Here is a 26,765-nt window from a genome sequence, read left to right on the forward strand (position 1 = left end):
ATAACCATTAATAGCGATTTAATGGCCTGATTTGAGATGTTGGCAATGTGCAGCGACCCCGTTTTATCCGTGCGTAATCTGCGCATTCAAATTGACCAACAGCCAGTGGTTGATGGCCTCTCCTTTGACGTGATGGCCGATGAGCGCGTATGCCTATTGGGCGCATCGGGGTCGGGGAAATCATTTACCGCGAAAGCGGTGTTAGGGCTTTTACCGCCTAATGCTCAGGTACAGGGAAGCATTCGCCTTCTTGGCCAGGAAGTTATTCACACCCCTGCTGCACAGCGGCGCAATGAAACCCGTGTTTCCATGGTGTTTCAGGATTCGCTTTCGGCGCTCAACCCGCTGGTAACTATCGGCTCTCAGTTGCGCGAGCCCTTCACGCGTCATCACGGCTTATCACGTAAAGCGGCCCTGCAGGCCGTTATTGCGTTACTGGAAGCCATGGGTCTTCCTGACCCACAGCGATTGATAAAACGCACGCCTGCCGAGCTTTCCGGTGGCCAGCGCCAGCGCGTGTGTATCGCGCTTGCCATGGCCTGTAAAACCTCGTTGCTCGTTGCTGATGAGCCTACGACCGCACTGGATGTCGTCACCCAGGCGCAGGTACTCCACGCCCTGCGCGAACATACCGGCAAAACGGCCACGTCTCTGCTGTTTATCACTCACGATCTTCACGCTGCCGCTCAGCTGTGCCAACACGCTGTGATTATCGAGCGCGGCGTCATGGTTGAAAGCGGTGAGCTGGATACGCTGATTACCGCCCCACAACACCGCTTTACTCAAGAGTTAGTGGCCGCTGCGCATAGCGTACAGCCAGCCGAGTTCACGAGCGTGGCCGAACCTCTATCCGTTGATTACTTAAAGAGCGCCTGATGCAAAGCCCCATACCCTTGAGTAGTCAAACAACATTTGTTGGCAGAGAAGCGTTTATCTCGGCACGCGGCCTCAATAAAAGCGTCACGTTACCGCGTGAGGTATTTTGGCGGGCAGGTGAGCGTAAACGCATCATGAATGATGTTGACCTTACGCTTTACCCCGGCGAGCGCGTGGGGCTGGTGGGCTTGTCCGGCTCGGGCAAAACTACCTTACTACGCTCGCTTCTAGCCATTGAAGCACCTGATAGCGGATCAATTACCTGCCAGCATAAAGCGGTGCGCCCCGCGTCCACGGCCCGCCTGCGCTGGTACCGCCAGGCGGTTCAGTATATTCCCCAGGACCCGGCTTCTTCGCTTGACCCACGAATGAGCGTACGCGCGCTGGTTGCCGAGCCGCTGATTCGGCTCAAGGTAGCGTGCGACCCAGTTGAGCGTGCCCAGGAAGCGCTTGAGCAAGTGGGTTTAGGTGCCCCGTTTCTAGACCGCAAACCCCATGAGCTTTCCGGCGGCCAGGCGCAGCGGGTGGCGATTGCCCGAGCCATCGCTACCCGCCCGCGCTTTTTACTGGCCGACGAGCCGCTTAGCGGACTTGACCTGCCGGTGCGCGCTCAGGTGATTAACGTGCTGAAGCGGCTTTGCGATGAGAACGGCACAGGCCTGCTGATGGTGTCCCACGATTTATCCGTGGTCGCCAGCCTTTGCAAGCGCACCCTGGTAATGGATGACGGCAGGATTGTTGAAGACCGCCCTACCACTGAGCTTTGGCGCATACCTCGCCACCCCATCACGCTTGATTTGATCAAAGCCGTCTCTCAACTGCCTACCTGCGCTTACCCGCACTGTCATCCGGCGGACGTGGGGGCGCTTGTATAGCGGGCTTATAAACAACCTATCCGCGACGAATAATCCGTTTCGCCAACATGGCGTCCAAGCGTTTGCTTACGAACGTTTGGCGGCTGTTTTTAACGTCTACTTCTGTTCCTGACATGGAGACTCCCCAATGCTACGCCACACGCTTCGCCTATCGTTCCCCGTTGCCTTGGCCGCGCCTTTTCTACTCGCTGGCTGCTTTGATAACCAGCGTGATGACACCTCTGCCTCACCAGACGCCGACGAGCGAATTAGCGTCGCGATGCTTCAGCCGCCGCGTTCAGGGTTGAGTCCGTTATCCGACGACGCGTTTAAACTATCGCGCTGGAGTAACGCTGAAACTCTGGTTCGTCTGGACACCAACAGTGATCCTCAGCCATTTCTGGCGACCAGGTGGGAGCAGGTGGACGATCAGACGTGGCGCTTTATGATTCGTGACGGTGTGGTTTTCCACGACGGTACCGAGCTGACCGCCAACGACGTCGTGAACTCCCTGACAGCCGCCACTCAAGCAGCCCCCAAGCCGCGTATTCTGGACGGCGTCAACATGACCATTGAAGCCGATGGTGACAATGCCGTGCTGGTACGTACCGAGGAAGCCGACCCGCTGATTGCCAACCGACTTTCCAGCCCACAGCTGGCGATTCTAGCCGCTAGCGCCTACGGCGACGATGGCCGGGTGAATCCCATCAAAGCGGGCACCGGCCCTTTTGTTTTGAAAGAGATCAACGGCACCACCAGCGCCACGCTTGACCGGTTCGATGGCTACTGGGGCGAGCCCACCGCCATTGCCGGCATTGATGCAGATTATGTCTCCGACGGTACGGCGCGCGCTGCGGCCCTGAGAACCGGCACTGCCGATGTAGTAGAAGCCATTCCGGTGTCGCAGGTGGCGCTGCTGGACCAGGCGCTGGTGCACGAAGTGCCCATGCCGCGCACCAACACGCTGTATCTGAACACGCAATCAGGCCCCATGGCTGACCCCGGCCTGCGAGCGGCCGCGCGTGAAGCGATTGATCGCTCGTCCATTGTGAAGACCGTTTACGAAGGCCGTGCCGATATTGCCGAAGGTCTGCTGGGTCCGGCGCTGGCCTGGGCAAGCGACTACCGTACCTCAATAGACGACCGTACCGCGCCTACCGCACCAGAGGGCGTCGAAATCACTCTGGCGACCTTTACCGATCGCGCTGAGCTGCCGGAAGTCGCCGTCCTGCTTGAGCAGCAGTTGACCCAAGCTGGCTTCAAGGTGACGCAGGAAGTACGCGAGTATGCGCATATTGAATCCGACGCGTTAGCCGGTGAGTTTGATGCCTTTATTCTGTCGCGTGCCACCGTGCTGGATTCTGGCGACCCGGTGGCCTACATGTACAGCGACTTCGCCTGCGAGGGCTCTTTCAATATCGCCCAGCTTTGCGACCCGGCCGTTGATGAGGCACTTGCCAACGCCTCACAGCAGCCCACCGGTGAGGCACGCCGCCAAGCGATTATCGACGCTGAAGCCGCCATTCTGCGCACCGATGCGGCGATCCCAATGCTCCACGAGCGAGTCATTCAGGGGGAATCGGCACGGGTTAGCAATGCCGAACGCGACCCCCGTGAGCGCATGCTGATCACCGAAAAAACCGCTATCGATACTGATAGCGAGTCCTGAAGGCGCGCCACGCATGATTAACGCAACATCGCAGACCTTGTGGCGCAGCTTACGCATTGAGCCGTTTATTCCCCTGTTGTCACGCCTAGTGACGCTGGCAGGCGTTGTGGTTCTGGTGGGCCTACTGCCCTGGCTTTCAGGCCGCGACCCGGCGCTCAGCATCTTGCGGGCGCGCTCTGCCGAGCAGGAGGCAACGCCTGAAGCGCTGGCGGCCATTCGTGCCCAGCTGGGCCTGGAATCCGGGCCGCTGGAGATGCTGCAGCACTGGCTGCTGGGGCTTTTGCACGGCGATGCGGGCAACTCATGGATTTCAGGCGCGCCGGTGCTGCCCGGCATGCTAAAGAGTGCCCAGGTATCCTTGCTGCTGATGAGCTTTGCCATGCTGGTGGCGGTGGTTACCGCAACGCTTATTTGCCTGCCAGTGGTGCGGCAAGGTTTGCGTGGCCAGATTAGCCACTCGTCTGGCACCGTGGGCGCGGCATTAACGGCGCTGCCAGAATTCCTGCTCGCCTCGTTGCTTCTGGTAGTGTTTGCCGCCTGGCTTAACTGGCTGCCGCCCTATGGCTGGCGGGGTTTGAACTACGCGGTGCTTCCAGCGTTGGCGCTGGGGCTTCCCGCAGGCGGGCTGCTGGGCCGCTTGTTCAGCGATGGCCTCTCGGCCACCTTTACCGAGCGCTGGGTGGCGACCTGGAGTGTGGCGGGCTTCTCTCATCGCCGTATTACGCTCTCCGTTCTGCGCCGTACGCTGCCAAGCCTTATGCCCCAGGTGGGTATGGTCATGGTCGGCCTAACCGGCGGTGCGATAGCCGTTGAGCAGGTGTTTTCGATTCCGGGCCTTGGCCGGGCAACGCTGGGGGCAGCCTCGGCCCAGGACATGCCTGCACTGCAAACCGGCATTCTTATTCTGCTGGTGATTGCGATTGTGCTGGGCAGCCTTGCCAATATTGGTCGCGCGCTGCTGCTCGGCCGGGCATTTCGGCTGGGCGCACTGCCCGTGGCCCACTCCGAACAGAGCGTGTCGCGTCGAGCGTGGATCGTCCCGACCGTCGCGGTCCTTCTGCTGTGTGCGCTGGTGGTCGCAGGCATTACCCGAGATCCGTTTAGCTCGACCTTTATGCGCCTGGAAACACCCAGCCTGGGCTTGCCGCTAGGGGCGGACGGCACCGGGCGCGATATTCTGGCCCGCGTGGCCCATGGTGCGCTCTCCACGATTGGCATGGCGGTTGCAGTGGTATTTTTCACGCTGATTCTGGGGCTCTTGATTGGCCTGGCACCCAAGCTTGCCACCGGCCCCATTGAGATTACCAAGGCAACGCCGCCCACCATTGCAGGTCTTATCGTGGCCGGTTTGATGGGACCCAGCACCAGCGGCGCCATTATTGCGGTTACGGCCGTGGCCTGGGCACCGCTGGCGGCGCATACAGCAGCGCTGGTCGCCGAGGCAAAAGCCCAGCCCCACGTACGCATAACGCCACTTCTTGGGGTGGGGCAGCTTCGGTTGATGGGCCGCTATATTCTTCCTGCGGTGATTGGCCCGGTATTTCGCCACGCCATGCTGCGCTTGCCTGGGGTTGCGCTGGCGCTTGCGGCACTGGGCTTTTTGGGTCTTGGGCCACGGCCACCTTCGCCAGAGTGGGGGTTAGTGTTGGCAGAAGGCATGCCATACATTGAACGCGCCCCTTGGGCGGTGCTGATTCCTGCGCTGGCGCTGGTGCTGCTCTCGGTATTGGCGGTATCGCTTTCAAGTTTTGTGGGTTCAAGCAAGCCCGCCCGTTAGGCAATAGCACTCATGACAGGCAAAAAAATGCCCCCAACACTGTCGGGGGCATTTTTATTGGGCGGTGGCGAATAAGCGCGACTCCAGGAGTAATGCTTACTCGTGGTCGCCCGCCAGCTGCATTTGGCGCAGCATGTAGTTCTGAATACCGACCTGCTCGATCAACTTCAGCTCGGTTTCGATATGGTCGATATGATCTTCTTCATCGGCGAGCAGATCGCGCAGCAAATCACGTGAAACGTAGTCTTTAACGCTTTCACAATAAGTGATGGCTTCGATGTAGTCGTTACGACCGTCGTGCTCAATACGCAAATCACTTTCGAGCATCTCTTTAACGTTTTCGCCAATGTGCAGCTTGCCCAAGTCCTGAAGGTTAGGAATACCTTCCAGGAACAGGATGCGCTCAATTAGCTTATCGGCGTGCTGCATCTCTTCAATGGACTCGTCATATTCCCATTTGGCGAGCGCTTTTAGGCCCCAATCCTTGTACATCTTGGCGTGCAAGAAGTACTGATTGATAGCGATAAGTTCGTTGCCCAACGCTTTATTGAGGTGCTGAATTACTTGGGGATCACCTTTCATGACGTCACCTTTTCGTTGTAATGCTGAGAGTTCATCTAAGCAATCAAATAGTTACGTTAATAAGGAGTATAGGCCACGAAAAGGCATACTCCCAGCTTTCTGAGAGTATAAAGAAGAGATGAAAAAATTCAAACAAATCAGTTATTTGCTAACGATAACTCTAACAAGAGTGATTCGCGTCATACGGCGTAAGCGAGACTCATATCGGCTTCCAAACGGGCATTTTGTACCGCTTCACGCGTTAGCGATTTAGCCATACAGGCGCACTTGCCGCATTGGGTCGCACAGCCGGTGGCTTCACGCACTTCTCGCCAGCTGCGCGCTCCGTCGCTCACCTGCTGACGTATCTGATGATCGGTTACTCCCTTGCACACACAAACGTACATGGCGACACCTCATTAATCACATGAGGTGAATGTAAATGATTCGCATACATCTTTGCAAGTAAAAACAGATGCTCTTTAGCAGTGATTGCCCTTAGCATTTAGCTTTTAGTATTCAATTCAGCTTGTTAGTTATTTAGTTGCGAAGAAACTAATGTTTTTTGTCCTGGCGTTTTGGCACTACCACTGTACAGGTATGGGAGGCGATATCTGGCCAGCTACGCCGCTGCTTATCGACAAACACCCACCCATAGCCCATGCCCAGCGCCGCCAACGAGAGCCAAGCCGTGGCACAGCGAACAAAGCCTTGTTTAAGCGTAATTCTTTGCCCGTTCGGTGTTTGCACGCGCAGATGCCATGCCTGCATACCCAGCGTCATGCCGCTACGAGACCAGAAAAAGCAGAAGAAAAAAGTGACGGAAACAAGTAACAGCGCACGCAGGCTCCAAACCGATAGCGCAGAAACACCCACGGCTTCAACGGGCTGCCCCAACACCAGTCGAAAAAAAGCCAGATGGACAATGGTTACAATCAGCCAGAGCGCCACCACCAACACGCTGTCGTAGAGCAGAGCGCCCAGGCGGCGACCTAAACCAGCGCCCATGACGTCAGCCATTACGGCGCAGGAAGTAAATCCCAACAGCGGCGCAGGCGAGTGTTGGCACCAGCACAGCCCATACGGGCGAAAACCCAAAGATCGTCGACGCAGGCGCAAGCAGATCCTGCATATATTTAAATGTCAGCCCGGTCACTACGCCATAAAAGACGCGGGTTCCTGCCGCCACAGTACGCAGCGGGCCAAACACGAAGGACGCCGCTATCAATACCAGCGATCCCATGGTGAGGGGCATTAAGACTTTTTGCCAAAAGTACAACAGCGGTTGATCCGCCGTTAAGCCTTGCTCTTGAAGGTAGCGTGAATACGCCCATAGCTCGCTGGGTGCCTGACTATCGACCGAGCGCAGCAGCCGTTCTAACTGCACCGGCGTAATCTGTGTTTCCCAAACAGCACTGGCCTGATAGTCGGATTCAGTGCGGTCATCATAGATACGTGTCGTGGTGATGTTTGCAAGCCGCCAGGCGCCCTCTTCCCAGTGCGCCCGGTCAGCGTGGGTGGCTTCCACCAAGCGGCGCCCATCAAACCGGTAGCGGGTTAAATCAAGCACGACCTCATCGGCCCGTATGGCACCAAATCGGTAAACGCTGTCGCCTTCAAACTGCCAGCCGCTACGGCTGGCGGGTTGAGCACTTTCCCCTTGGCGCTGCTCAAGCCGCCATGCTTCGGCAAACTGCTCGGTACGCGGGCTAACAAACTCAGCAACCAACAGTACGGCCACAACCACCAGCAACACCGGCTTCATCACGCCCCATACGATGCGCGCCAGCGAACGTCCTGAAGCACGCATCACGGTCAGCTCGTTGCTGGAAGCCATACTTCCCAAGCCAATGAGTGCACCTATCAGTACCGCTACGGGCGCGTATTGATAAAATCGCCAAGGCACGCGCATCAGTAGATAGAGAAACACATCAAACGCGGTAAAATTCCCTTGTACGTCGCTCAGGTCGCCAATGTAGGCAATGGTGATATCCAGCCCCAGCAGTACGAACTGCACAACGATAATTGCCCCCAGCACGTTGCGAGCGATGTAACGATCCAGACGATCAGCCAGCATTAGCGCATCCCCTTACGTTGTGAGCGCCACAAAAGCAGCAAGCCGAGGGCTAAAAACAAGAGATGCACGGGCCAAACGCCAACCAATGGCGAGAGCTTTCCACTGCCAATCGCATCGACCGCAGCAAGCAGTAAACTCAAATAAGCCACATACAAAAATACCGCCGGTAGTAGCTTGGCAAACCGGCCCTGGCGTGGGTTCACCCGAGAAAGCGGCTGGGCGATGAGCGCTAATACAAAGACCATGAACGGCAAACCGGTACGCCACTGAAACTGCGCTTGGGCGCGTGGGTTGGGGTCATCCCAAAGCGCTGCTGTGGTAGCGTATTCAATAGAATCAAACTCCTGAAGACCACGACTTAACCCCAGGCGCATCGTATAGCGCTCAAACGTTAGCCGCTGGGCATCCTGCTGGCCCGGCACCACACCGTAGCGCTCGCCATTTTCCAATATTAAAAAGCGGCTGCCCGTTTCAACGCGCGTTTCCTGATACCCCGAACCGGCCCGAGTAACAAAGCTATGTGGGTTTTCTTTATTAGGCTGCTCATGAACCAACACCTCCTGCATCTCGGTGCCGTCGCTGCTGAAATCGCTGATATAAGCGGTACGCCCACCACCGAAATCCTGGAATCGCCCGGGTGCCAGTACCGAAACATCCAACCGGCTGCGCTGCTCTGCAAGCGTCGCTGCCGTTTGCAACGCCCCAGCGGGGGTTAGCCACAAGCTACAAAAGCCCACCAGCACCGCCACTACCGAGGCGGGCAGCAACGTTACTCGCAACAGCCGCAGAGGGCTCATGCCACAGGCCACCATCACGGTGATTTCGCTGTTCATGTACATTTGGCCATAGGCCAGCAGGATGCCTAGAAAAAACGCGAGCGGAAGCACCAGTTCCATAAAACCGGGTAGATGAAACATCATCAAGCTACCCAGAATGGTAACGGGGATATCTCCCTCCGCCGCGTCAGAGAAGTAACGAATAAAACGACTGCCCATAATGACCAGCAGCAAGATACCTGCCACAGCCGACATGGTGAGTAACACTTCGCGAGTTAAGTACCGAAATAAAATCAATGCCCTCTCCGGCTAATCGTGCAGGATGCCATGCAATGCGCCCATGGCTTGGGTACACTAACCCAACACCCAGTACGGGGCATTATCCCGAATCCCTCGATGCTTGTCTTGTTGGAGACGTTATGGAATTTTCCGTTCAGACCGCCAATCCGGCCAAAACCGAAACGGCTTGTCTCGTCATCCCCATGTTTAAAGGTAGCGACTTGTTGCCCACGGCCGCCAGCCTGGACGACGCCAGTGAACGTTTAATCAGTCAGTTGCTTGAGCGCGGCGATTTCGATCCTACGCTTGGCAACGTACAGATGATTCCTTTCGCGCCGGGGCTTTGCGCAGAACGGCTTTTGTTAGTAGGCCTCGGAGAACGCGAAAAGTGCCAGGAAGGCGCCTTTTTAAAAGCGCTGGATGCGGCCATGGTGGCGCTGACCAAGTTGCCAGTAGATGAAGCAAGCATCGCGTTTAATGATGTTCCTCTTGAAAGCCGCGACAGCAGCTGGAAAGCGCGCAAGGTGCTGGAGGCCGCAGAACGCGCGGCTTACCGCTTTGACCAGTTTAAGTCGCAGCCAGCGCCTTTAGCGCGCCTTAACGCACTCACACTTTTTAGCGAGCCTGAAAACGCGACGCTTACCCAGCAAGGCGCCCAGATTGGCGCAGCAATTGGCCAAGGCATCAACTACGCCCGTACGTTGGGCAATTTACCTGGCAATGTGTGCACGCCAAGCTACCTTGCCCAACAGGCCGAGCAGTTGGGCAAGACATCCAACGGCGCGTTAGAGGTGGATATTCTCGACGAAGAGGCGCTGGATGCCCTCGGCGCTGGCTCACTACTGTCGGTTGGCCGAGGCAGCCACGAACCTACGCGCTTGATTGTCATGAAGTACAACGGTGCGACGGAGAGTGAAGAAGCCCCCCACGTCCTGGTAGGCAAAGGGATCACGTTTGATACCGGCGGCATTTCGCTGAAACCCGGCGAAGGCATGGACGAAATGAAATTCGACATGTGCGGCGCCGCCAGCGTATTCGGCACCGTGAAGACAATGCTTACGCTCAAGCCCAGGCTCAATTTGGTCTTTATTGTCGCCGCCGCAGAAAACATGCCCGATGGCCTTGCCACCAAGCCGGGCGATATTATTAAAACGCTGAAAGGTCTAACGGTTGAAGTGCTTAATACTGATGCCGAGGGCCGCCTGGTACTTTGCGACGCACTGACCTACGCCGAGCGCTTTAAACCAGCAAGCGTTGTCGATATCGCCACGCTAACAGGCGCGGTAATTGTTGGCCTGGGCCACCACGCGACGGGCCTGCTCTCCAACGATGACGACCTGGCGCTCGATTTGCTGGAGGCCGGTGAAGCTTCCTGGGACCGCGCCTGGCATTTACCCTTGTGGGATGAGTACCAGGAGCAGTTGGAATCCAACTTTGCGGACCTGGCCAATATCGGCGGGCGCCCGGCAGGTACGATTACCGCCGCGTGCTTTTTATCGCGCTTTGCCGACCATTTCCCATGGGCGCACCTGGATATCGCCGGTACCGCTTGGCACTCGGGCAAACAGAAAGGCGCCACCGGCCGTCCGGTAGGCCTGCTTTCCCAGTACCTGCTGGACCGTGAAGCCGATGCCCAGGTAGAAACCAGCGTCAACTAATCGCACGATCGCGCGCTCAATGGTTGCCTTTGAGTGCCACAACCGTTAAATCTGGAAGTATTAGCGTGTGCTCTATCGTTTATGGCACGCGCTACGCTAACGACACGCTTATATCGCCCTTCGGGGCCTGGCTCTAGCGGAGAAAACACGCCGTGCCCACTAGCTCTACGACTCGTTTTGAAATCCTGCCGTCCAATCAACCAACGGCCGACAGCATTCGTGACAACATCCTGGCCAACCCAGGCTTTGGCAAGCATTTCAGCGACCATATGGTCAATATCCGCTGGACGGTAGATGCCGACTGGCACGGCCACCAGGTACGCCCCTACGGCCCGCTGACGCTTGATCCGGCCGCATCGGTCCTGCATTACGGCCAGGAAATTTTTGAAGGCATCAAAGCCTACCGCCATGCCGATGGCTCGGTCTGGACTTTCCGCCCTGAGAAAAACGCCGAGCGTTTTCGCCGCAGCGCCCGCCGCCTGGCACTGCCGGAACTCTCCGATGAAGACTTCATTGGTTCCATCAAGGCGCTGCTGGCCCAGGACACTACCTGGGTGCCCACACCGTCAAGCGATGCCGACGAGTGCAGCCTGTATCTGCGCCCGTTCATGATCGCCTCTGAAGCCTTTTTAGGCGTACGCCCGGCTCACGAAGTCGACTACTACGTGATCGCTTCTCCGGCAGCGTCTTACTTTAAAGGCGGCATCAGCCCCGTTTCGATTTGGCTCTCCTCGCACTACAAGCGGGCAGCCCCCGGCGGCACCGGCTTTGCCAAGTGCGGCGGTAACTACGCGGCCTCATTGGCCGCGCAAAAAGAAGCTGAAGCTCACGGCTGCGGCCAAGTGGCGTTTCTGGACGCGGAGGAGAGCAAATGGGTTGAAGAGCTGGGCGGCATGAACCTGTTCTTTGTTTTCAAGGATGGGCGCTTGGTGACGCCACGCTTGACCGACACCATTCTGGAAGGCGTTACCCGCAACTCAGTGCTCACGCTTGCGAAAGATGAAGGCTTAACGCCCGAAGAGCGCCCGATCAGCATTGATGAGTGGCGCGAAGGCGCGGCCTCCGGAGAGATTACCGAAGTGTTCGCTTGCGGAACCGCGGCGGTCATCACACCGGTGGGCGAGCTGGTGACGGAAAATGAGCGTATTCGCCTGAACGGCGACGGCGGCAACGACGTGGCCATGCGCATTCGTAAAAAGCTGCTCGACGTGCAGTACGGGCGCAGTGAAGACAAGCACGGCTGGCTCACCCGGTTAGTGTAATGCCTCCCGCCGCCGCCAGCCATGGCGGCGGCACTGTTTTAAACGCGTTTTGAAAGAGCTGGAGCCGCTATGGCGCGCATCGATTTTTATATCCTCCCGGATACCACCCTGGAAGCGCGTTTGGCATTCGCCTGTAAGCTGGCCGAAACCATTTGGCGTAAGGGGTACCGGCTTCACCTTCACTGCGAAGACAAGGCCTTGGCCGAGCAGGCTGATGCGGCCCTGTGGAATTTTCGCGAAGACGCCTACCTGCCCCACGCGCTTGAAGACAGTGAAATGGCGGCCAGCGTACCGATAACGCTGGGCTGGCAAACCCTGCCTACGCCCAAAGAAGAAACCGCGCTTCTCAATCTGCATCCCGATATTCCTGATGGCGTTGAGCGCTATGCGCGCGTTGCCGAAATTATCAACCAGCATCAACACGTTCTGGTCGCCAAACGCGCCTGCTGGCAGCGCTATAAAGAACTGGGCCACGAAGTGGTGCCGCACAAGCTTGGTTAACCAAAATGAGCGGTTCTTATGAACGACAAACCTGCGTCACTGACAACACCGCCGGAGGGCTATACAGCCTGGCTGGCTGAGCTCAAGAACCGCATTCATAGCGCCCAGCAGCGGGCGACACTGGCGGTCAATCGCGAGCTGGTGCTGCTCTATTGGCAGACTGGACAGGATATTCTCCATCGCCAGGCCGAACAGGGCTGGGGAGCCAAAGTAATAGATCGACTGGCAAATGATTTACGTACGGCCTTTCCCGAAGGAAAAGGATTTTCCAGAGCAAACTTGATGTACATGCGCGCGTTTGCCGAGGCTTGGCCAGACGCCGAAATTGTCCAACAGGCTGTTGGACAATTACCCTGGGGCCACAACTTGGTGCTGTTGAGCAAGTTAAAAGAGCCCACTGAGCGTTTGGCTTATGCCCATGCCGCCCTGGAACATGGGTGGTCACGCAATGTACTGGTGATGCAGATTGAAACCCGCTTACTGGAACGCCAAGGAGCTGCGGTTACCAATTTCGAGGCCCGCCTACCCAAGCCACAATCCGACCTGGCGCGCGAGTCGCTGAAAGATCCCTACCGCTTTGATTTTCTCGGGCTGTCTGCCGAATCGCAGGAGCGTGAAGTGGAAGGGGCATTAGTGCGTCATGTCACAGAGTTTTTGCTGGAGCTGGGTGCAGGCTTTGCTTTTGTCGGACGGCAGGTAGTCATCGATGTGGGCGGTGAGGAGTTTTTTATTGATCTGCTCTTTTACCATCTTAAGCTGCGTTGCTATGTGGTAATTGAACTGAAGACCGGCAAGTTCAAGCCAGAACACTTGGGACAACTGGGCTTTTATCTCACGACGGTTGATCGCCAACTTAAAGGTGAGCAGGACAACCCCAGCATCGGCCTTCTGCTATGTAAGAGCAAGAACAAGGTGGTGGCCGAGTATGCGTTAAGCGATAAGTCCCAGCCGATGGGCATTGCCGAATACAAACTGTTGGAATCGCTGCCTACCGAACTACAATCGGGCCTGCCTAGCATTGAGAAGATCGAGCAAGAACTAGGCGAGATAAAAGATCAGTCTAAATAGAAGAAGCAACACCGCGTAAGCTTTGTGGCACAAATGACCAACAAAGCAAAACGCTAACAATAACGAATTAGCGGAAGAGTATGATGATGTCTGCCTCTTTTTTAACTCGCCATCCGCTCGCTGTGATTGTTATTGCTCAGCTGTTTGGCACCTCGCTGTGGTTTAGCGTTAATGGCGTTGGCTTGGCATTACAGGAGGCGGTGGGTCTTAGTGAAGGTGATCTCGGTTTACTGACCATCGCGGTGCAGGCCGGGTTTATCACCGGTACGCTGTTAATCGCCATTACCGGCCTTGCCGACCACATGCGGGCAAGCCATCTGTTTGCGCTGTCGGCGGTGCTCGGTGCACTTATCAACGCGGCGTTTATTGGCGTTGCCGACAGCATAACGTTGGCGGCAGTGGCACGCTGTGCCACCGGCCTTTGCCTGGCAGGCATCTACCCGTTGGGCATGAAGCTGGTGGTGAGTTGGACACCTTCGCATGCGGGCGCGGCTCTGGGCTGGCTTGTCGGCATGTTAACGCTAGGCATCGCCTCTCCCCATTTACTGCGCGGATTAACGTTGCACCTGCCCTGGCAATGGCCACTGCTATTGGCATCGCTGTTGGCGCTGGTCGCGGCGTTGATGGTTTTCCGGCTAGGCGTTGGGCCCCACCTGCCCGCTAAAGCCGGAAGCGGACGCCCCTGGGCCGGGCTTGGTGCGTTCAAGCAGCGTCAGTTTCGCAAGGCCGCCCTAGGCTACTTCGGCCACTGTTGGGAGCTTTATGCATTCTGGGCACTGGTGCCTTTTTTGGTTAGCCGCGAGCTTGAGCGGCTCAATGCGTCAGCAAGCCTTCAGCCGTGGCTAAGCTTTGCCGTTATTGCCCTTGGCCTGCCTGGCTGCGTGTGGGCAGGTCGGTGGAGCCGGAAAGCGGGTAGCGCCCACGTCGCTTTTGTGGCGCTATTAACATCGGGCGTACTTTGCCTGGTTTACCCGCTATTGGGCAGCCTTTCACCCTGGTTACTGCTGGCGCTGCTGGGCGTTTGGGGCATTAGCGTGATTGCCGATTCAGCGCAGTTTTCGGCGCTGGCATCGGCCCACGCGCCCGCTGAGCGGCTGGGCGCGGCCTTGGCCATGATGAACGCTATCGGCTTTGGTTTGACCATTCCCTCCATTGCCTTGGTCACCGCCCTTTGGGCAAGCCAGAGCGTGGCGGTTATCTGGTGGTTGTTGCCAGGCCCTGTGTTGGGTTTAATCGCGATGCGTGGGTTACATCTCCCCTCGGCAAAGGCCTGACGCTCTGCCCCTTATCGCGCTATACTTGTCACCATTTTTTTGCACGTTGTGAGCCGACTCCCCATGGAAAAGACCTACCAACCCGAACAGATTGAAACCCGCTGGTATAAGCGCTGGGAAGCCGATAACCGCTTTGCCCCTTCGGGTAAGGGCGCGCCTTTCTCCATCATGATTCCGCCGCCCAACGTCACCGGCAGCCTGCACATGGGCCACGCGTTCCAGGACACCATCATGGATACCATGACGCGCTGGAAGCGAATGCAGGGTAACAATACGCTGTGGCAGGTAGGCACCGACCATGCGGGTATCGCCACGCAAATGCTGGTTGAGCGCAAGATCGCTGCAGAAGAGGGCAAAACGCGCCACGACCTGGGCCGCGATGCGTTTATTGATAAAGTTTGGGAGTGGAAGGAAGAGTCTGGCGGGCACATTACCCGCCAACTGCGCCGCATGGGCGCCAGCGTTGATTGGAGTCGCGAGCGCTTCACCATGGATGACGGTTTCTATAAAGCCGTTCAGGAAGTCTTCGTGCGTCTGCATGAGGAGAAACTGGTTTATCGTGGCAAGCGGCTGGTCAACTGGGACCCGACGCTACACACGGCGATTTCCGACCTGGAAGTGGAGAACAAGGAGCAGCAAGGCAGCTTCTGGCACTTCCGTTATCCGCTGGCCGACGGCGTTAAAACCGCCGATGGCAAGGATTATGTCGTGGTTGCCACCACCCGCCCCGAAACCCTGCTGGGCGATACCGGCGTTGCAGTCAACCCAGAAGATGCACGATACGCCTCGCTGGTGGGCAAGTTTATTGAGCTACCGCTGGTGGGCCGCCGCATCCCTGTAGTGGCCGACGAACACGCCGATATGGAGAAAGGCTCGGGCTGTGTGAAAATCACCCCGGCCCACGACTTCAATGACTATGAAGTCGGCAAGCGCCAGAACCACCTGCTGATCAACGTTTTTTCCAAAGACGCCGCGATTCTTGAACAGGCGGAAATCTTCAACCTTAAGGGCCAGCCCCAGCCTGAAGAAGACGCTAGCCTGCCCGCCAAGTACGCAGGCCTTGATCGTTTTGAAGCGCGTAAACAGATTGTCGCCGACATGGACGCACTTGGCCTGCTGGAGCAAGTGGAAGCCGTCAACAACACTCTGCCCTATGGCGACCGCTCGGGTGATGTGATTGAGCCGCTGCTTACCGACCAGTGGTTCGTGGCCGTTGAGTCGCTGGCCAAACCAGCGATTAAAGCCGTAGAGAACGGCGACATTCAGTTTGTCCCTAAAAACTACGAAAACATGTATTTTGCATGGATGCGCGACCTTCAGGATTGGTGTATTTCCCGTCAGCTGTGGTGGGGCCACCGTATTCCGGCCTGGTATGACGCAGAAGGCAATGTGTACGTTGCCCACAGCGAAGCCGAAGCACGTGAAAAACATGGCCTGGATGCGGGCCTGGTGCTCACCCAGGACGAAGACGTTCTGGATACCTGGTTCAGCTCAGGTTTATGGACCTTTGGCACGCTTGGCTGGCCAGAAAAAACCCCGGAGCTTGAAACCTTCCACCCCACCAGCGTGTTGGTGACAGGCTTTGACATCATCTTCTTCTGGGTAGCCCGGATGATTATGATGACTTTAAAGTTCACCGACCAAGTGCCCTTCAAAACCGTGTATGTCCACGGTCTGGTACGTGATGGGCAGGGACAGAAGATGTCCAAATCCAAGGGCAACGTACTCGACCCGATTGATCTTATCGACGGCATTACGCTGGATGCACTGCTTGAAAAGCGCACCGGCAACATGATGCAGCCGCAAAAAGCCAAGGCGATTGCCAAAGCGACCAAGGACGAATTTAAAGACGGTATCGAAGCCCACGGCACCGATGCGCTGCGCTTTACGTTCCTCTCTCAGGCCACCACTGGGCGCGATATTAAATTTGATATGAACCGCTTGGAAGGTTACCGCAACTTCTGCAACAAGCTGTGGAACGCCTCGCGCTACGTGCTCATGAATGCCGAAGGCGAAGATTGCGGCATCGCTTCTCAAGGTCAGGGCAGCGAGGTTGAGCTATCGCTGGCCGACCGCTGGATCATTTCCGAGCTGCAGAAGACAGAAGCCCAGGTGACCAAGGCGATGGACGAATACCGCTTCGACCACGCCTCGCAAGCGCTCTACGAGTTTGTCTGGAATGAGTATTGCGACTGGTATCTCGAGCTTTCCAAACCGGTGCTGTGGGATGAAAATGCCTCCGCTGAAGCCAAGCGCGGCACACGTCGTACCTTGGTGCGCGTGCTGGAAACCATTCTGCGCCTGGCGCATCCGATGATGCCTTATATTACAGAAGAGATCTGGCAGCGCGTGTCGCCCCTCGCGGGCACGTTTATGGGCGAAGGCACCTCATTGATGCTTCAGGCATGGCCGGAAGCCGATGAGAACAAGATCGACGAGCAGGCCACCCGCGATATCGAATGGCTCAAAGGCGTCATTATCGCCGTGCGTAACATTCGCGCCGAGATGAATATTTCCCCCGGCAAGCCGCTGGACGTTCTGTTAACCAAGGGCAAACCGGAAGATGCCAAGCGCCTGGAAAGTAACCGCCATTTCCTGGCCAAGCTGGCCAAGTTGGAAAGCGCGACCTGGCTTGAAAACCCCAACGATGCCCCGCTTTCAGCCACGCAATTAGTGGGCGATATGGAAGTTCTGGTACCAATGGCCGATCTGATCGACAAAGACACCGAGCTTGCCCGGTTGAATAAAGAGATCGAAAAGCAGGACAAGCTGATGGTTGGCATTGAGAAAAAACTGGGCAACCCCGGGTTTATGTCTAAAGCCCCCGATGCCGTCGTCGAAAAAGAGCGCGGCAAGCTGGCCGAGTTCCAGTCGGCTAAAAAACTGCTGCAAGAACAGAAAACCAAGATTGAAGCGCTGTAAACCGCTGACGTAACTCGTTCAGCCTAAAACGCCCGGCTCTTAATGGAGCCGGGCGTTTTTTTATAGTTTATCTATAACTCTACGTATACGCCGAAGCTATGGCAGGCTTCGTCAATCACGCTTCACACGCGCTGTTGCGATGATGCTAGCTTCCCTCTCGCCAGCCGCCAAGCACTCGGCTATCCGGGCCGAACAAGACCAACCGGTCATGGTCAATGAGATAACGATAGGCGCTTTCCAGCATGTTCGTTACCTGCGCGGCGTTTTCCATATCGGGGCACGCCATACGCGTGCTCGCCAGCTCTTTTACATCGAAGCGGTGCCCTTCGCCCAAGCTTATCTGCCCCGTAAAGCGGTTACAGCCGTCATAACCGGCAATCGTTCCATCGCGAGAGATTTCAAAAAACGGCGTTTCGTTAAACGCTAATTTCTCATCTGTTCCGATCAACAAAAGATCCCAGCGCTGATCTACTATCGCTCCTGAAAGCTCCGCACTGCTCGGTGCTTCATGCCCCTCTTGAGGCGCGGGCGAACTGCTGCATGCGCTCAAAAGCAAAGCCGCCGATACACACAAGGGCAGCAAGCAATGACGCAGCGTTAACGTCTTCATGGACATAATCGTCACCTTATAGGTTTTACCAGTTACCGCTGTTTTCCATGGAAGCCCATGGCTCTTGAGGTGCTAGCGTGTCACCCTTTTGCAGTAGCTCGATTGAGATACCGTCAGGCGATTTTACAAATGCCATGTGCCCATCCCGTGGGGGGCGGTTAATAGTAACACCGGCGTCCTGGAGCTTCTGACAAAGCGCGTAAATATCGTCTACCCGATAGGCCAGGTGACCAAAATTACGGCCGCCAGTATAGGTTTCAGGGTCCCAGTTATACGTCAATTCAAGCTCGGGAGCGGAGAGCTGCGCAGAGCGCTCTTCATCTTCGGGGGCGGCAAGAAAGATCAGCGTAAAGCGGCCTTTTTCGTTCTCTTTACGGCGTACTTCTTTAAGACCCAGCAGGTCACAGTAAAAGTGAAGCGATGCATCCAGATCGCTGATACGTACCATCGTGTGTAAAAACTGCATGTTATTTCCTTTTCATTAAGACCGGTGAATGAATGTTAACGCGGATATCCATTATGTGGATGGAAACAGAATAGGTCTTAACCAGCAAATCTTGTGCATATCAGATGGCTTATGCCCAAATGCTCATCAAAGCTCATTATTCAGCCCGACCTACACCACTATCGGTTTAAATGACGGCCTGCTTTAACCAACCATTAGACAGATTTAGTATACAAGGTCGAATTCAAAGAAAAATCTGTATAGTGCTATTTGAGGGCTATCTCAAAGGAGACGTTAGTGGACTCAATCACACAGGCGGCGTTGGGCGCTGCGATTGGCGGTGCGGTGCTGGGTCGGCGCTTGGGCCGTAAAGCCATTCTCATAGGGGCACTAATGGGCACGCTGCCCGACCTGGACGTAGCGCTGGACTATGGCGATGCTATCGCTAATGTGACCGAGCACCGGGGGTTTAGCCACTCGTTATTTGTACTGACCGGACTCGCGACGTTACTAGCCCTGCTTAGCAGCCGTTTTGCCCCTGCACGCGATATTTCCTTCATCCACTGGTGGTGGTTTTTTACACTCACGCTAATCACGCATCCACTGCTTGATGCTCTGACCACCTATGGCACGCAGCTCTTCTGGCCGCTAGAAACATCACCGGTCGCTTGGCCGATTGTATTTATCATTGACCCGCTCTACACCCTGCCTCTTCTAATTGGTTTAATCGTAGGCATCGCGTCAAAACAGGTACAAAAGTACGCTACGGCCGCGCTGACTGTCTCAAGCGTTTACTTATTACTAGCAGCCGGAGCGAAGCTGAACATTGAGCACCGGCTGGCAACGGTTCTTGCCGAGATGGGGCTAGAGGAGGCGCCTTTACTGGTTCAACCAACCCCTTTTAACACGGTGCTATGGCGGGCTACCGTGGTCAATGAGGATCACTACTATGAAGGTCTGATTAGCGTATTTGATGGCAAGCGTCAGCCACGTTTGGAGCCGTTATACCGCAATATAGCGCTTGAAGAGAGTGCGTTGGCGGGCCCGCTTGGCCAGCGGCTAATGTGGTTTACTGGCCCTTTTTTGCGCTATGACACCATCAATATTGAGGGACATGAAACATTAATTGCTACCGATCTTCGGCTGGGCTATCCCGGCTTTCACCCGTTCAGCTTCACCCTCGCAGCGCTGCAGGATGACACATGGATACCTGTGGATGTCAGCGAGCAGATCGAGACCGCACGTGGGCTGCAGCTAAATATGCTGTCGCGTCTCGCAGCAAGGGCCGCTGGAGATGCCATGGCGCTTTGTGCAAGCGACTTTATCTCGCCTGAGTGGCGCGCTGACCCGCTTCAATACCACTGCTAAGCGGTGGCCACCGCACCGCTAGCAGTGATGGCTGATAGGCGCTGAAATAAAAGCTTAGGGGGCGATTCCCTGCCCACAACCACTGAACTGCTCACCTCCGTAGCTGAGCGTTACCCGCGCAGGGAAGGGAAAACCGCTCATATTGTCAAAGCAAGCGCCCGCTTCAATACGCACGCGAAAGAAAGGCTCAATGCGGGCGTTTTCAAGCACCACCCGGCCCGCTTCGTTGTCCATCACGCTCACCATATAGGGCAACTCAATACGCTCTTCGCCGTAGTTAAGCTCCAGGGTTAACGTGGGGGAATCGTGTGCGAGCGCTACCACCCAACCAGGCTCATTGCCATGCCCAAAAAACATAACGCCTGGACGCTCTGAACGAGTAAGAACGTTTCTCTCTTCGCCAAGGGTGCACTGCAGCTGGCCACGCGGTGTTTCTACCATGGCCTGGTTACCTCGATTCCAAAAACTGATACCGCCATCCTGGTAGCGAGCCCCATTGGCGACGACCGCTTGAGGCAGCTGCCAGGCACCGTGCAGCGACCAAAGCCGTAGGTCATTAGTATTCGTCGCTGTCACTAAATTCTGGTCAGCGGGCTGACAGTGCCAGCCCTGGTACTGCTCGGCGTTTCCAGCAAAAAGTACCGAGGGCAGCAATGGGGCACTGCTGTTAACGGTCATTGTGCCAGACTCGTCTGCTGGTGAAGACGTAGAGGCACAGCCGGTGAGTGCCATCAAACAAGCACCCACAGCGGCTAGTCGAAGGGGGGTAAAAAACGTCATCTCTCAAGGCTCCCTGCGCGCGTGATTTATTGTGTAATGCACTAGCTTCGCTTAAAGGCGTGTAGATCCTGCGGATCAAAGGTATCAAACCTGGACGGCAATCCCAATGCTGCCCGTTTTTCCGCCAAGTGATGTTTCTCGGCCAGCCACGTGGGGTCTTGAGAGGGCTCACGACCATTTAGCTCGGCTAGCTGCGTTATCCCTTGATGGTAAAAGGTCACGATATTAAGCGCGGCTTGATTATCGTCTTCAAGTGCACGCCTAAGCGTAGGTAAATACCCCCTGATTTGCGACAGGTGTTGCTTTAACTGCCATACATAGCGCATCTCGGTCATCCAGGGCCGTTCGCGCAGTACCGCAAAGAGTGCGCTGGTGGCTAGAAGTCCCAGGAAGATACCCAACGCGTAGAGCCATAAGCTGCTGCCCAGGGCAGAGGTCAGCAGCATGGAAAACAGCATTCCAAAAATGGCCAGCTGGCCCGCCATCGCAAAGCTAATCATACGCGCCTTACGGCGGTAGCGTTGTACATCATGCGGCTCAAGGGTAAACACCATGGCCAACCTCGCAATCCAAATGAGTGCTCTATAATACGGGGCTGACCAACGCAAACAAGCCTGAGTCGCTTAATGTGAGCTTAATCGTTCTGCGGCCATTTTTAACAACCGCTCGGTTGCCTCCCAGCCAACACAGGCGTCGGTTACCGAGACACCGTAACGCAGTGCGCTAGGATTCAACGGCTGCTTGCCCTCAAACAGGTGGCTTTCAAGCATCAAGGCGACTAGATTGGCGTTGCCCGCCTGCCGCTGAGCCAGTACATCCAGCATTACTTCATTCTGGCGACGATGATCTTTACGTGCATTGGCGTGGCTACAGTCGACCATTAAACGTGGGTTCTGACTCGCCTCATGCAGCGCCTTAACCGCTGCCTGAACATGCGCCGCCTGATAGTTCGGCTCGCCATGCCCACCGCGAAGCACGACATGCGTATGAGGGTTACCGGCTGTTTGCTGCATGATGGGACGTCCATGGCTGTCCTGAGCAAAGCGCTGATGCCCATGAGCGGCAGCTTGTATTGCGTCAATCGCGACCTGTACATCACCGCTGGTGGCATTTTTGAATCCGACCGCCGCGGCCAAGTCACTGGCCAGCTCACGGTGCAGTTGCGACTCTGTCGTGCGCGCACCAATCGCTACCCAACTTAAGAGGTCATCCAGGTAGGGCGCGAGCATGGGCTGAAGCAGCTCGGTGGCCACCGGCAGGCCTCGGGCGGCAACGGCATGCATCAATTCACGAGAGAGGGTAATGCCCTTGGGCATATCACCACGACCATCTAAATCAGGGTCATAGGCCAGCCCTTTCCAGCCAACCGTCGTGCGCGGCTTTTCAACGTAAACCCGCATTACCGGTAAAATCTGCTCATCCACCTGTTCACTTAGCGCCGCCAAACGGTCAGCGTACTCAAGCGCTGCGTCCGGGTCATGGATAGAACAGGGGCCTACCACCACCAATAATCTTTTATCCTGACCACTTAATATTTTCTGAACCGCTTCTCGCTGTTGAGAAATTTGCTGGCCTAACCGAGCATCAACGGCAACGCTTTGGCGTAACTCGGCGGGTGTTGGTAAGTGATTAACAGGGCTGGGCGTACTGTCGCCAAGGGGTTTGGCGTTAGCATTCTTGATCGGGGCTAGGCTTGCCTGGGCATTCATCATTAACTCTCCGGTATCACATGACATCGTTGATTGGCGTTACCACCCAAACGGGCACGGTCGGAGGTGGCAGCTTGCACCGACCGCGCGTCGCTAAATCGCCAGCCATAGCCCACATAGCCGGTAGCGATAGTGACGTTATAAGCGCGATACATCATGGTGAAGCTCCTTAATGAAATTCCTATGGCAAAAGCCGTTAAACGCAAAAAGCCCCAGCGGGGTTACCAACCGGGGCTTGAAGATTCGGCAGGCAACCTGGAAGGTGTGCCTGGTAGCGCGACGTTAACCGTCGGCCGCGGGCACACCGTGGCTAAACCAATATCCAAAATAGGCCACAACGCTCATGCACACACTAACCGCCATAAAAGGCAGGCGGTTAGCAGTGTGGAAAGGCGCTTGTGTGTGCATATTTTTCCTAGTGATTGGTAAGCCAAGGGGCCGCGAAAAGTCGTTTTAAAAAATGTATATCTTTATCCTGCCCTTAAGCTTGGCAAATGGCAACTGTTGATTAATAAACAGCGCCATAGCCAAAAGTGACAGACTAACACCGTGGGTCAATCACCCACGCGGCGCATAAGCAAATACGTCGGAAAAAACCCGCTCACTCACCACGCCTTTGGCTTCCAACACATCCAGGCAGGCGTATACCATGCCGGGCGAGCCGGAGAGATACACGTCATAATCGCTGAACGTCAGCGTCGCTTTCTCCAGTACAAGATCAACCCGGCCCTGATGATGATGAATACGCTCGCCGCTTGCCAAAGGCTCGGTTAGCGGAAACTCGGTGACCGCTTTAAACGTTACATTGGGATAGCGCTGCGCCCACTCAGTCGCCAGGCTTTCAGCGTAAAGGTCGCGATGCTCACGGGCAGCCCACCAGAGTGAGATTGGCCGCTCAGGCTGGTCACGCAGGGTGGCCTCAACAATCGCTTTCATTTGTGAAAACCCTGTGCCGGCAGCAATCAGTAGCAGCGGACGCTCGCTTTGCGCGTCAACCACACATTCACCGCCGGGCAAGCGCAGCGTTAGCTGATTGGCAACCTGGAGCAGATTTCGAAGTCGTACTGAATTATCGCGCTCAGGCCAGTGCTGAATATGCAGTTCAATGACGCCATCGCCCTGCTCGGCACTGGCAATTGAAAAGGGCACCCAGGTATTGTCATCCAATTTAAGTTCTAGATATTGCCCAGGCGCATGCTGCATTGATTCTGCGCGCCCTTTTAGCGTCACGCCAAATACGTCAGGATTTAAATCCTCAACGGCCGTTACCTGGCAGGTTAACGTCCTTGCGCTCATGAAAACCTCTATATGAAAAATCGATCAACGTGCGCCGCTAAACTTGACTACCTTCTTAACTGCCATGCCGCGGTGCTGGCAGAGGAATACCGATTCCCAGCTCTTCCCACCGCTCGTCAACGCGCTTTTTGACCGTATCGTCCATCACGATGGGTGTGCCCCACTCACGGTCCGTTTCGCCTGGCCATTTGTTGGTCGCATCGAGCCCCATTTTGGAACCCAAGCCAGAGACGGGCGAGGCGAAATCCAGATAATCGATAGGCGTATTCTCAACCATCACGGTATCTCGCGCCGGGTCCATACGCGTGGTAATCGCCCAGATCACGTCTTCCCAGTTGCGCGCATCAACGTCGTCATCCAGCACAATCACGAACTTGGTGTACATGAACTGACGTAAAAAGCTCCATACCCCCATCATCACGCGCTTGGCGTGACCTGGGTACTGCTTTTTCATGGTGACAACCGCCATGCGATACGAGCAGCCTTCAGGCGGCAGGTAAAAGTCGACAATTTCAGGAAACTGCTTGCAGAGTATCGGCACAAACACTTCGTTGAGTGCCAACCCAAGAACGGCAGGCTCATCCGGTGGTCGCCCGGTATAGGTGGAGTGATATATCGCATCCCGACGCATGGTCATACGCGTTACCGTAAAGACCGGGAAGTGATCCACCTCGTTGTAATAGCCGGTGTGATCACCGTACGGGCCTTCCGGTGCCATATCATCAGGATAGATAACCCCTTCCAGAATAATCTCACTGGAGGCAGGCACTTCAAGGTCTGAATGGCCGCACTTAACAAGTTCGGTACGCGAGCCGCGCAGAAGCCCGGCAAACGCATATTCGGAGAGTGAGTCAGGAACGGGGGTAACGGCCGCCAGGATTGTGGCCGGGTCGGCACCCAGCGCCACGGCAACCGGGAAAGGTTCGCCTGGATGCGCTTGTTGAAACTCCTGGAAATCCAGCGCGCCGCCACGGTGGGAGAGCCAGCGCATGATCAGGCGGTTTTTGCCGATCTTTTGCTGCCGGTAAATCCCCAGGTTCTGACGCTTTTTATGCGGGCCTCGGGTAATGACCAGCGGCCATGTCACCAAAGGCGCCGCATCGCCCGGCCAGCAGTGCTGAATAGGCAGGCGGTCAAGATCAACCTCGTCACCTTCAAAAACGACTTCCTGCACAGGCGCCCGCTTAACGGTTTTAGGCCCCATGCTAAGCACTTGTTTGAAGATAGGCAGCTTATCCCAGGCATCTTTCAACCCCTTGGGCGGATCTGGCTCTTTTAAAAAGGCCAGCAGCTTACCCACTTCACGCAGCGCTTCGACCGACTCCTGCCCCATTCCTAGTGCCACGCGCTTTGGCGTACCGAAAAGATTGCCCAGCAGCGGCATATCATGGCCCTTCACATTCTCAAACAAGAGTGCCGGGCCACCGGCACGCAGCGTGCGGTCGCAAATTTCGGTGATTTCCAGGTAAGGATCGACTTCGGCTTGGATACGCTTGAGTTCACCGCGCGCTTCCAGCGCCGCGATGAAGTCGCGCAAGTCGTTATACTTCAAGACACACTCCCCGATAGGCTTACGCCGCTATGCAAGTATTAATCAACCCTAGCGGCGTTTCATCGCTTCAAAGAATTCAAGATTCGTCTTGGTATCCTTCAGACGATCAATCAGGAATTCCGTGGCAGCCGTGTCTTCCATCGGGTTGAGCAGCTTGCGCAAAATCCACATGCGCTGCATCTCTTCCTCAGACGCCAGCAGATCTTCACGCCGCGTGCCGCTGCGACGAATGTTGATTGCCGGGAAGACGCGCCTTTCCGCCAGCTTGCGATCAAGGTGCGCTTCCATATTACCGGTACCCTTGAACTCTTCGAAAATGACTTCATCCATCTTCGAACCGGTATCCACAAGGGCCGTGGCAATAATGGTCAGGCTGCCACCTTCTTCGATATTACGCGCCGCACCGAAGAAGCGCTTAGGCTTCTCAAGCGCATGCGCGTCGACACCACCGGTAAGCACTTTACCGGAGCTCGGCACGACGGTGTTGTAGGCACGGGCCAAGCGGGTAATCGAGTCCAGCAGGATGACCACGTCTTTCTTGTGTTCAACCAACCGCTTGGCTTTTTCGATAACCATTTCAGCGACCTGAACGTGGCGCGCCGGCGGCTCATCAAAAGTGGAAGCCACGACTTCACCGCGTACGGTACGCGACATTTCGGTAACTTCCTCCGGGCGCTCATCGATCAACAGTACGATCAGATGGCACTCAGGGTTGTTGCGCGTAATCGAGGTGGCGATGTTCTGCAACATCAGTGTCTTACCCGCTTTAGGCGGAGACACCAGCAGGCCACGCTGACCTTTACCAATCGGCGCAGTCAGGTCGATGATACGGGCCGTAAGATCTTCGGTGGAACCGTTGCCGATTTCCATCCGCATGCGGTCATCCGGGAACAGCGGCGTTAAGTTCTCAAAGAGAATCTTGTGCTTGGCATTTTCCGGACGGTCAAAGTTGATCTGGCTAACTTTGAGCAGGGCAAAGTAGCGCTCGCCTTCTTTGGGCGGGCGAATTTTGCCGGAAATGGAGTCGCCTTTACGCAGGTTAAAGCGGCGAATCTGCGAGGGCGATACGTAGATATCGTCCGGTCCGGCGAGATACGAGCTGTCGGCGCTGCGCAGGAAGCCAAAGCCATCCTGAAGAATTTCCAGTACACCGTCGCCGTAAATATCCTCACCGCTTTTAGCGTGTCGTTTGAGGATGGCGAAAATGATGTCCTGCTTGCGCGAACGGGCCAGGTTATCGATACCCATTTCGCGGGCGATATCGAGCAGCTCGGGAACGGTTTTTTGCTTGAGTTCAGTGAGATTCATCGGTGTGTTAGAAAGTTGCTCTGGAAGCTAGGCGCAAGGCGCCAGAATAAGACAGGAGGCGTAGCACGTACTGATATGGCTAGGCGCCGTGTGATGCGTTCAGATCCCGATAAAGCACGTACTCGATGGTAAGCCGCTGGGCA

At 56.0% G+C, this 26,765-nt stretch carries 26 protein-coding genes; 12 read left to right on the forward strand and 14 right to left on the reverse strand.

Annotated features, from left to right (window positions below; genetic code table 11):
• The first annotated feature begins 45 nt into the window (after positions 1-45).
• From ACT3RU_RS05675 to ACT3RU_RS05690, 4 genes are all read left to right on the forward strand, one after another.
• Complete coding sequence (locus ACT3RU_RS05675; protein WP_192527243.1) at positions 46-876, forward strand: ATP-binding cassette domain-containing protein; 831 nt, start codon at positions 46-48, stop codon at positions 874-876.
• Positions 876-1,751: an ABC transporter ATP-binding protein gene (locus tag ACT3RU_RS05680; protein WP_192527169.1), complete on the forward strand. Its 876-nt coding sequence runs from the start codon at positions 876-878 to the stop codon at positions 1,749-1,751. The genes ACT3RU_RS05675 and ACT3RU_RS05680 overlap by 1 nt, the downstream gene beginning before the upstream one ends.
• Before the next feature lie 127 nt (positions 1,752-1,878).
• Entirely contained in the window at positions 1,879-3,399 is a 1,521-nt protein-coding gene (locus ACT3RU_RS05685; RefSeq protein WP_192527170.1) for an ABC transporter substrate-binding protein, read from the forward strand.
• A gap of 13 nt (positions 3,400-3,412) precedes the next feature.
• Positions 3,413-5,176 (forward strand): ABC transporter permease subunit, encoded by a 1,764-nt coding sequence (locus ACT3RU_RS05690; protein ID WP_192527171.1) that lies wholly within the window; start codon positions 3,413-3,415, stop codon positions 5,174-5,176.
• Positions 5,177-5,272: 96 nt separating this feature from the next.
• On the opposite strand, the gene bfr is transcribed toward ACT3RU_RS05690, so the two are convergent.
• The 5 genes from bfr to lptF all read right to left on the reverse strand — a co-directional run bounded on the left by bfr (position 5,273) and on the right by lptF (position 8,887).
• Positions 5,273-5,758 (reverse strand): bacterioferritin, encoded by a 486-nt coding sequence (gene bfr, locus ACT3RU_RS05695; RefSeq protein WP_087109927.1) that lies wholly within the window; start codon positions 5,756-5,758, stop codon positions 5,273-5,275.
• Between the two features lie 179 nt (positions 5,759-5,937).
• Entirely contained in the window at positions 5,938-6,144 is a 207-nt protein-coding gene (locus ACT3RU_RS05700; protein ID WP_087109929.1) for a bacterioferritin-associated ferredoxin, read from the reverse strand.
• Between the two features lie 148 nt (positions 6,145-6,292).
• Positions 6,293-6,757: an RDD family protein gene (locus ACT3RU_RS05705; RefSeq protein ID WP_192527172.1), complete on the reverse strand. Its 465-nt coding sequence runs from the start codon at positions 6,755-6,757 to the stop codon at positions 6,293-6,295.
• Positions 6,750-7,814, reverse strand: a complete 1,065-nt coding sequence (gene lptG / locus ACT3RU_RS05710) for an LPS export ABC transporter permease LptG (protein ID WP_192527173.1) — start codon at positions 7,812-7,814, stop codon at positions 6,750-6,752. The genes ACT3RU_RS05705 and lptG overlap by 8 nt, the downstream gene beginning before the upstream one ends.
• Positions 7,814-8,887 carry an LPS export ABC transporter permease LptF gene (gene lptF / locus ACT3RU_RS05715; RefSeq protein ID WP_192527174.1) on the reverse strand — a complete coding sequence of 358 codons (1,074 nt, stop codon included), beginning with the start codon at positions 8,885-8,887 and terminating at the stop codon, positions 7,814-7,816. Before lptF ends, lptG begins: the two co-directional genes overlap by 1 nt.
• 122 nt (positions 8,888-9,009) lie before the next feature.
• Here lptF and ACT3RU_RS05720 point away from each other — a divergent pair, with 122 nt between their 5' ends.
• The 6 genes from ACT3RU_RS05720 to ACT3RU_RS05745 all read left to right on the forward strand — a co-directional run bounded on the left by ACT3RU_RS05720 (position 9,010) and on the right by ACT3RU_RS05745 (position 17,554).
• A complete protein-coding gene (locus tag ACT3RU_RS05720; RefSeq protein WP_192527175.1) occupies positions 9,010-10,527 on the forward strand; it encodes a leucyl aminopeptidase in 1,518 nt (505 codons plus the stop codon).
• Between the two features lie 152 nt (positions 10,528-10,679).
• Positions 10,680-11,789 (forward strand): branched-chain amino acid aminotransferase, encoded by a 1,110-nt coding sequence (locus ACT3RU_RS05725; protein WP_192527176.1) that lies wholly within the window; start codon positions 10,680-10,682, stop codon positions 11,787-11,789.
• 69 nt (positions 11,790-11,858) lie between these two features.
• The gene (locus tag ACT3RU_RS05730) at positions 11,859-12,290 is read left to right on the forward strand and encodes a DNA polymerase III subunit chi (RefSeq protein WP_087109941.1); all 432 of its coding nucleotides are present in this window, start codon (positions 11,859-11,861) and stop codon (positions 12,288-12,290) included.
• Positions 12,291-12,308: 18 nt separating this feature from the next.
• The gene (locus ACT3RU_RS05735) at positions 12,309-13,358 is read left to right on the forward strand and encodes a PDDEXK nuclease domain-containing protein (RefSeq protein ID WP_192527177.1); all 1,050 of its coding nucleotides are present in this window, start codon (positions 12,309-12,311) and stop codon (positions 13,356-13,358) included.
• Between the two features lie 83 nt (positions 13,359-13,441).
• Positions 13,442-14,632, forward strand: a complete 1,191-nt coding sequence (locus ACT3RU_RS05740) for an MFS transporter (protein WP_192527178.1) — start codon at positions 13,442-13,444, stop codon at positions 14,630-14,632.
• Positions 14,633-14,695: 63 nt separating this feature from the next.
• Positions 14,696-17,554: a valine--tRNA ligase gene (locus ACT3RU_RS05745; RefSeq protein WP_192527179.1), complete on the forward strand. Its 2,859-nt coding sequence runs from the start codon at positions 14,696-14,698 to the stop codon at positions 17,552-17,554.
• Between the two features lie 145 nt (positions 17,555-17,699).
• On the opposite strand, the gene ACT3RU_RS05750 is transcribed toward ACT3RU_RS05745, so the two are convergent.
• A complete protein-coding gene (locus tag ACT3RU_RS05750) occupies positions 17,700-18,170 on the reverse strand; it encodes an META domain-containing protein (protein ID WP_192527180.1) in 471 nt (156 codons plus the stop codon).
• 19 nt (positions 18,171-18,189) lie between these two features.
• The gene (gloA, locus tag ACT3RU_RS05755; RefSeq protein WP_087109952.1) at positions 18,190-18,630 is read right to left on the reverse strand and encodes a lactoylglutathione lyase; all 441 of its coding nucleotides are present in this window, start codon (positions 18,628-18,630) and stop codon (positions 18,190-18,192) included.
• A gap of 276 nt (positions 18,631-18,906) precedes the next feature.
• Between gloA and ACT3RU_RS05760 the strand changes: the two genes are divergently transcribed.
• Positions 18,907-19,977 (forward strand): metal-dependent hydrolase, encoded by a 1,071-nt coding sequence (locus tag ACT3RU_RS05760; protein ID WP_192527181.1) that lies wholly within the window; start codon positions 18,907-18,909, stop codon positions 19,975-19,977.
• A gap of 54 nt (positions 19,978-20,031) precedes the next feature.
• Here ACT3RU_RS05760 and ACT3RU_RS05765 read toward each other — a convergent pair whose 3' ends face one another.
• The 4 genes from ACT3RU_RS05765 to ACT3RU_RS05780 all read right to left on the reverse strand — a co-directional run bounded on the left by ACT3RU_RS05765 (position 20,032) and on the right by ACT3RU_RS05780 (position 22,624).
• Positions 20,032-20,757 carry an MliC family protein gene (locus ACT3RU_RS05765; RefSeq protein ID WP_192527182.1) on the reverse strand — a complete coding sequence of 242 codons (726 nt, stop codon included), beginning with the start codon at positions 20,755-20,757 and terminating at the stop codon, positions 20,032-20,034.
• 41 nt (positions 20,758-20,798) lie between these two features.
• Positions 20,799-21,311, reverse strand: a complete 513-nt coding sequence (locus ACT3RU_RS05770) for a DUF3087 family protein (RefSeq protein WP_192527183.1) — start codon at positions 21,309-21,311, stop codon at positions 20,799-20,801.
• Between the two features lie 69 nt (positions 21,312-21,380).
• Positions 21,381-22,466: a 3-deoxy-7-phosphoheptulonate synthase gene (locus ACT3RU_RS05775; RefSeq protein WP_192527244.1), complete on the reverse strand. Its 1,086-nt coding sequence runs from the start codon at positions 22,464-22,466 to the stop codon at positions 21,381-21,383.
• Positions 22,467-22,468: 2 nt separating this feature from the next.
• Positions 22,469-22,624 (reverse strand): hypothetical protein, encoded by a 156-nt coding sequence (locus tag ACT3RU_RS05780; RefSeq protein ID WP_172118479.1) that lies wholly within the window; start codon positions 22,622-22,624, stop codon positions 22,469-22,471.
• Positions 22,625-22,649: 25 nt separating this feature from the next.
• Here ACT3RU_RS05780 and ACT3RU_RS05785 point away from each other — a divergent pair, with 25 nt between their 5' ends.
• The gene (locus tag ACT3RU_RS05785; protein WP_483392564.1) at positions 22,650-22,895 is read left to right on the forward strand and encodes a hypothetical protein; all 246 of its coding nucleotides are present in this window, start codon (positions 22,650-22,652) and stop codon (positions 22,893-22,895) included.
• Positions 22,896-23,024: 129 nt separating this feature from the next.
• On the opposite strand, the gene ACT3RU_RS05790 is transcribed toward ACT3RU_RS05785, so the two are convergent.
• Genes ACT3RU_RS05790 through rho form a run of 3 tightly spaced genes read right to left on the reverse strand, consistent with a single transcriptional unit; the run spans position 23,025 to position 26,622 of the window.
• A complete protein-coding gene (locus ACT3RU_RS05790) occupies positions 23,025-23,762 on the reverse strand; it encodes an NAD(P)H-flavin reductase (RefSeq protein WP_192527184.1) in 738 nt (245 codons plus the stop codon).
• Between the two features lie 55 nt (positions 23,763-23,817).
• Positions 23,818-25,314 carry a 4-hydroxy-3-polyprenylbenzoate decarboxylase gene (ubiD, locus tag ACT3RU_RS05795; protein ID WP_192527185.1) on the reverse strand — a complete coding sequence of 499 codons (1,497 nt, stop codon included), beginning with the start codon at positions 25,312-25,314 and terminating at the stop codon, positions 23,818-23,820.
• A 48-nt stretch (positions 25,315-25,362) separates the two neighbouring features.
• Entirely contained in the window at positions 25,363-26,622 is a 1,260-nt protein-coding gene (rho, locus tag ACT3RU_RS05800) for a transcription termination factor Rho (protein WP_018918241.1), read from the reverse strand.
• Positions 26,623-26,765 lie beyond the last annotated feature (143 nt).

Source organism: Halomonas sp. TP35 (assembly GCF_052375975.1).
Classification (GTDB): Bacteria; Pseudomonadota; Gammaproteobacteria; order Pseudomonadales; family Halomonadaceae; genus Vreelandella; species Vreelandella citrativorans.

What these genes read in the sequence shown, in the direction of transcription:
- ACT3RU_RS05675 (WP_192527243.1), top strand. Translation starts at nt 46, where the DNA reads ATGTGCAGCGACCCCGTTTTATCCGTGCGTAATCTGCGCATTCAAATT.
- ACT3RU_RS05680 (WP_192527169.1), top strand. Translation starts at nt 876, where the DNA reads ATGCAAAGCCCCATACCCTTGAGTAGTCAAACAACATTTGTTGGCAGA.
- ACT3RU_RS05685 (WP_192527170.1), top strand. Translation starts at nt 1,879, where the DNA reads ATGCTACGCCACACGCTTCGCCTATCGTTCCCCGTTGCCTTGGCCGCG.
- ACT3RU_RS05690 (WP_192527171.1), top strand. Translation starts at nt 3,413, where the DNA reads ATGATTAACGCAACATCGCAGACCTTGTGGCGCAGCTTACGCATTGAG.
- bfr (WP_087109927.1), bottom strand. Translation starts at nt 5,758, where the DNA reads ATGAAAGGTGATCCCCAAGTAATTCAGCACCTCAATAAAGCGTTGGGC.
- ACT3RU_RS05700 (WP_087109929.1), bottom strand. Translation starts at nt 6,144, where the DNA reads ATGTACGTTTGTGTGTGCAAGGGAGTAACCGATCATCAGATACGTCAG.
- ACT3RU_RS05705 (WP_192527172.1), bottom strand. Translation starts at nt 6,757, where the DNA reads ATGGCTGACGTCATGGGCGCTGGTTTAGGTCGCCGCCTGGGCGCTCTG.
- lptG (WP_192527173.1), bottom strand. Translation starts at nt 7,814, where the DNA reads ATGCTGGCTGATCGTCTGGATCGTTACATCGCTCGCAACGTGCTGGGG.
- ACT3RU_RS05720 (WP_192527175.1), top strand. Translation starts at nt 9,010, where the DNA reads ATGGAATTTTCCGTTCAGACCGCCAATCCGGCCAAAACCGAAACGGCT.
- ACT3RU_RS05730 (WP_087109941.1), top strand. Translation starts at nt 11,859, where the DNA reads ATGGCGCGCATCGATTTTTATATCCTCCCGGATACCACCCTGGAAGCG.
- ACT3RU_RS05735 (WP_192527177.1), top strand. Translation starts at nt 12,309, where the DNA reads ATGAACGACAAACCTGCGTCACTGACAACACCGCCGGAGGGCTATACA.
- ACT3RU_RS05740 (WP_192527178.1), top strand. Translation starts at nt 13,442, where the DNA reads ATGATGTCTGCCTCTTTTTTAACTCGCCATCCGCTCGCTGTGATTGTT.
- ACT3RU_RS05745 (WP_192527179.1), top strand. Translation starts at nt 14,696, where the DNA reads ATGGAAAAGACCTACCAACCCGAACAGATTGAAACCCGCTGGTATAAG.
- ACT3RU_RS05750 (WP_192527180.1), bottom strand. Translation starts at nt 18,170, where the DNA reads ATGTCCATGAAGACGTTAACGCTGCGTCATTGCTTGCTGCCCTTGTGT.
- gloA (WP_087109952.1), bottom strand. Translation starts at nt 18,630, where the DNA reads ATGCAGTTTTTACACACGATGGTACGTATCAGCGATCTGGATGCATCG.
- ACT3RU_RS05765 (WP_192527182.1), bottom strand. Translation starts at nt 20,757, where the DNA reads ATGACGTTTTTTACCCCCCTTCGACTAGCCGCTGTGGGTGCTTGTTTG.
- ACT3RU_RS05770 (WP_192527183.1), bottom strand. Translation starts at nt 21,311, where the DNA reads ATGGTGTTTACCCTTGAGCCGCATGATGTACAACGCTACCGCCGTAAG.
- ACT3RU_RS05775 (WP_192527244.1), bottom strand. Translation starts at nt 22,466, where the DNA reads ATGAATGCCCAGGCAAGCCTAGCCCCGATCAAGAATGCTAACGCCAAA.
- ACT3RU_RS05780 (WP_172118479.1), bottom strand. Translation starts at nt 22,624, where the DNA reads ATGATGTATCGCGCTTATAACGTCACTATCGCTACCGGCTATGTGGGC.
- ACT3RU_RS05785 (WP_483392564.1), top strand. Translation starts at nt 22,650, where the DNA reads ATGGCAAAAGCCGTTAAACGCAAAAAGCCCCAGCGGGGTTACCAACCG.
- ACT3RU_RS05790 (WP_192527184.1), bottom strand. Translation starts at nt 23,762, where the DNA reads ATGAGCGCAAGGACGTTAACCTGCCAGGTAACGGCCGTTGAGGATTTA.
- rho (WP_018918241.1), bottom strand. Translation starts at nt 26,622, where the DNA reads ATGAATCTCACTGAACTCAAGCAAAAAACCGTTCCCGAGCTGCTCGAT.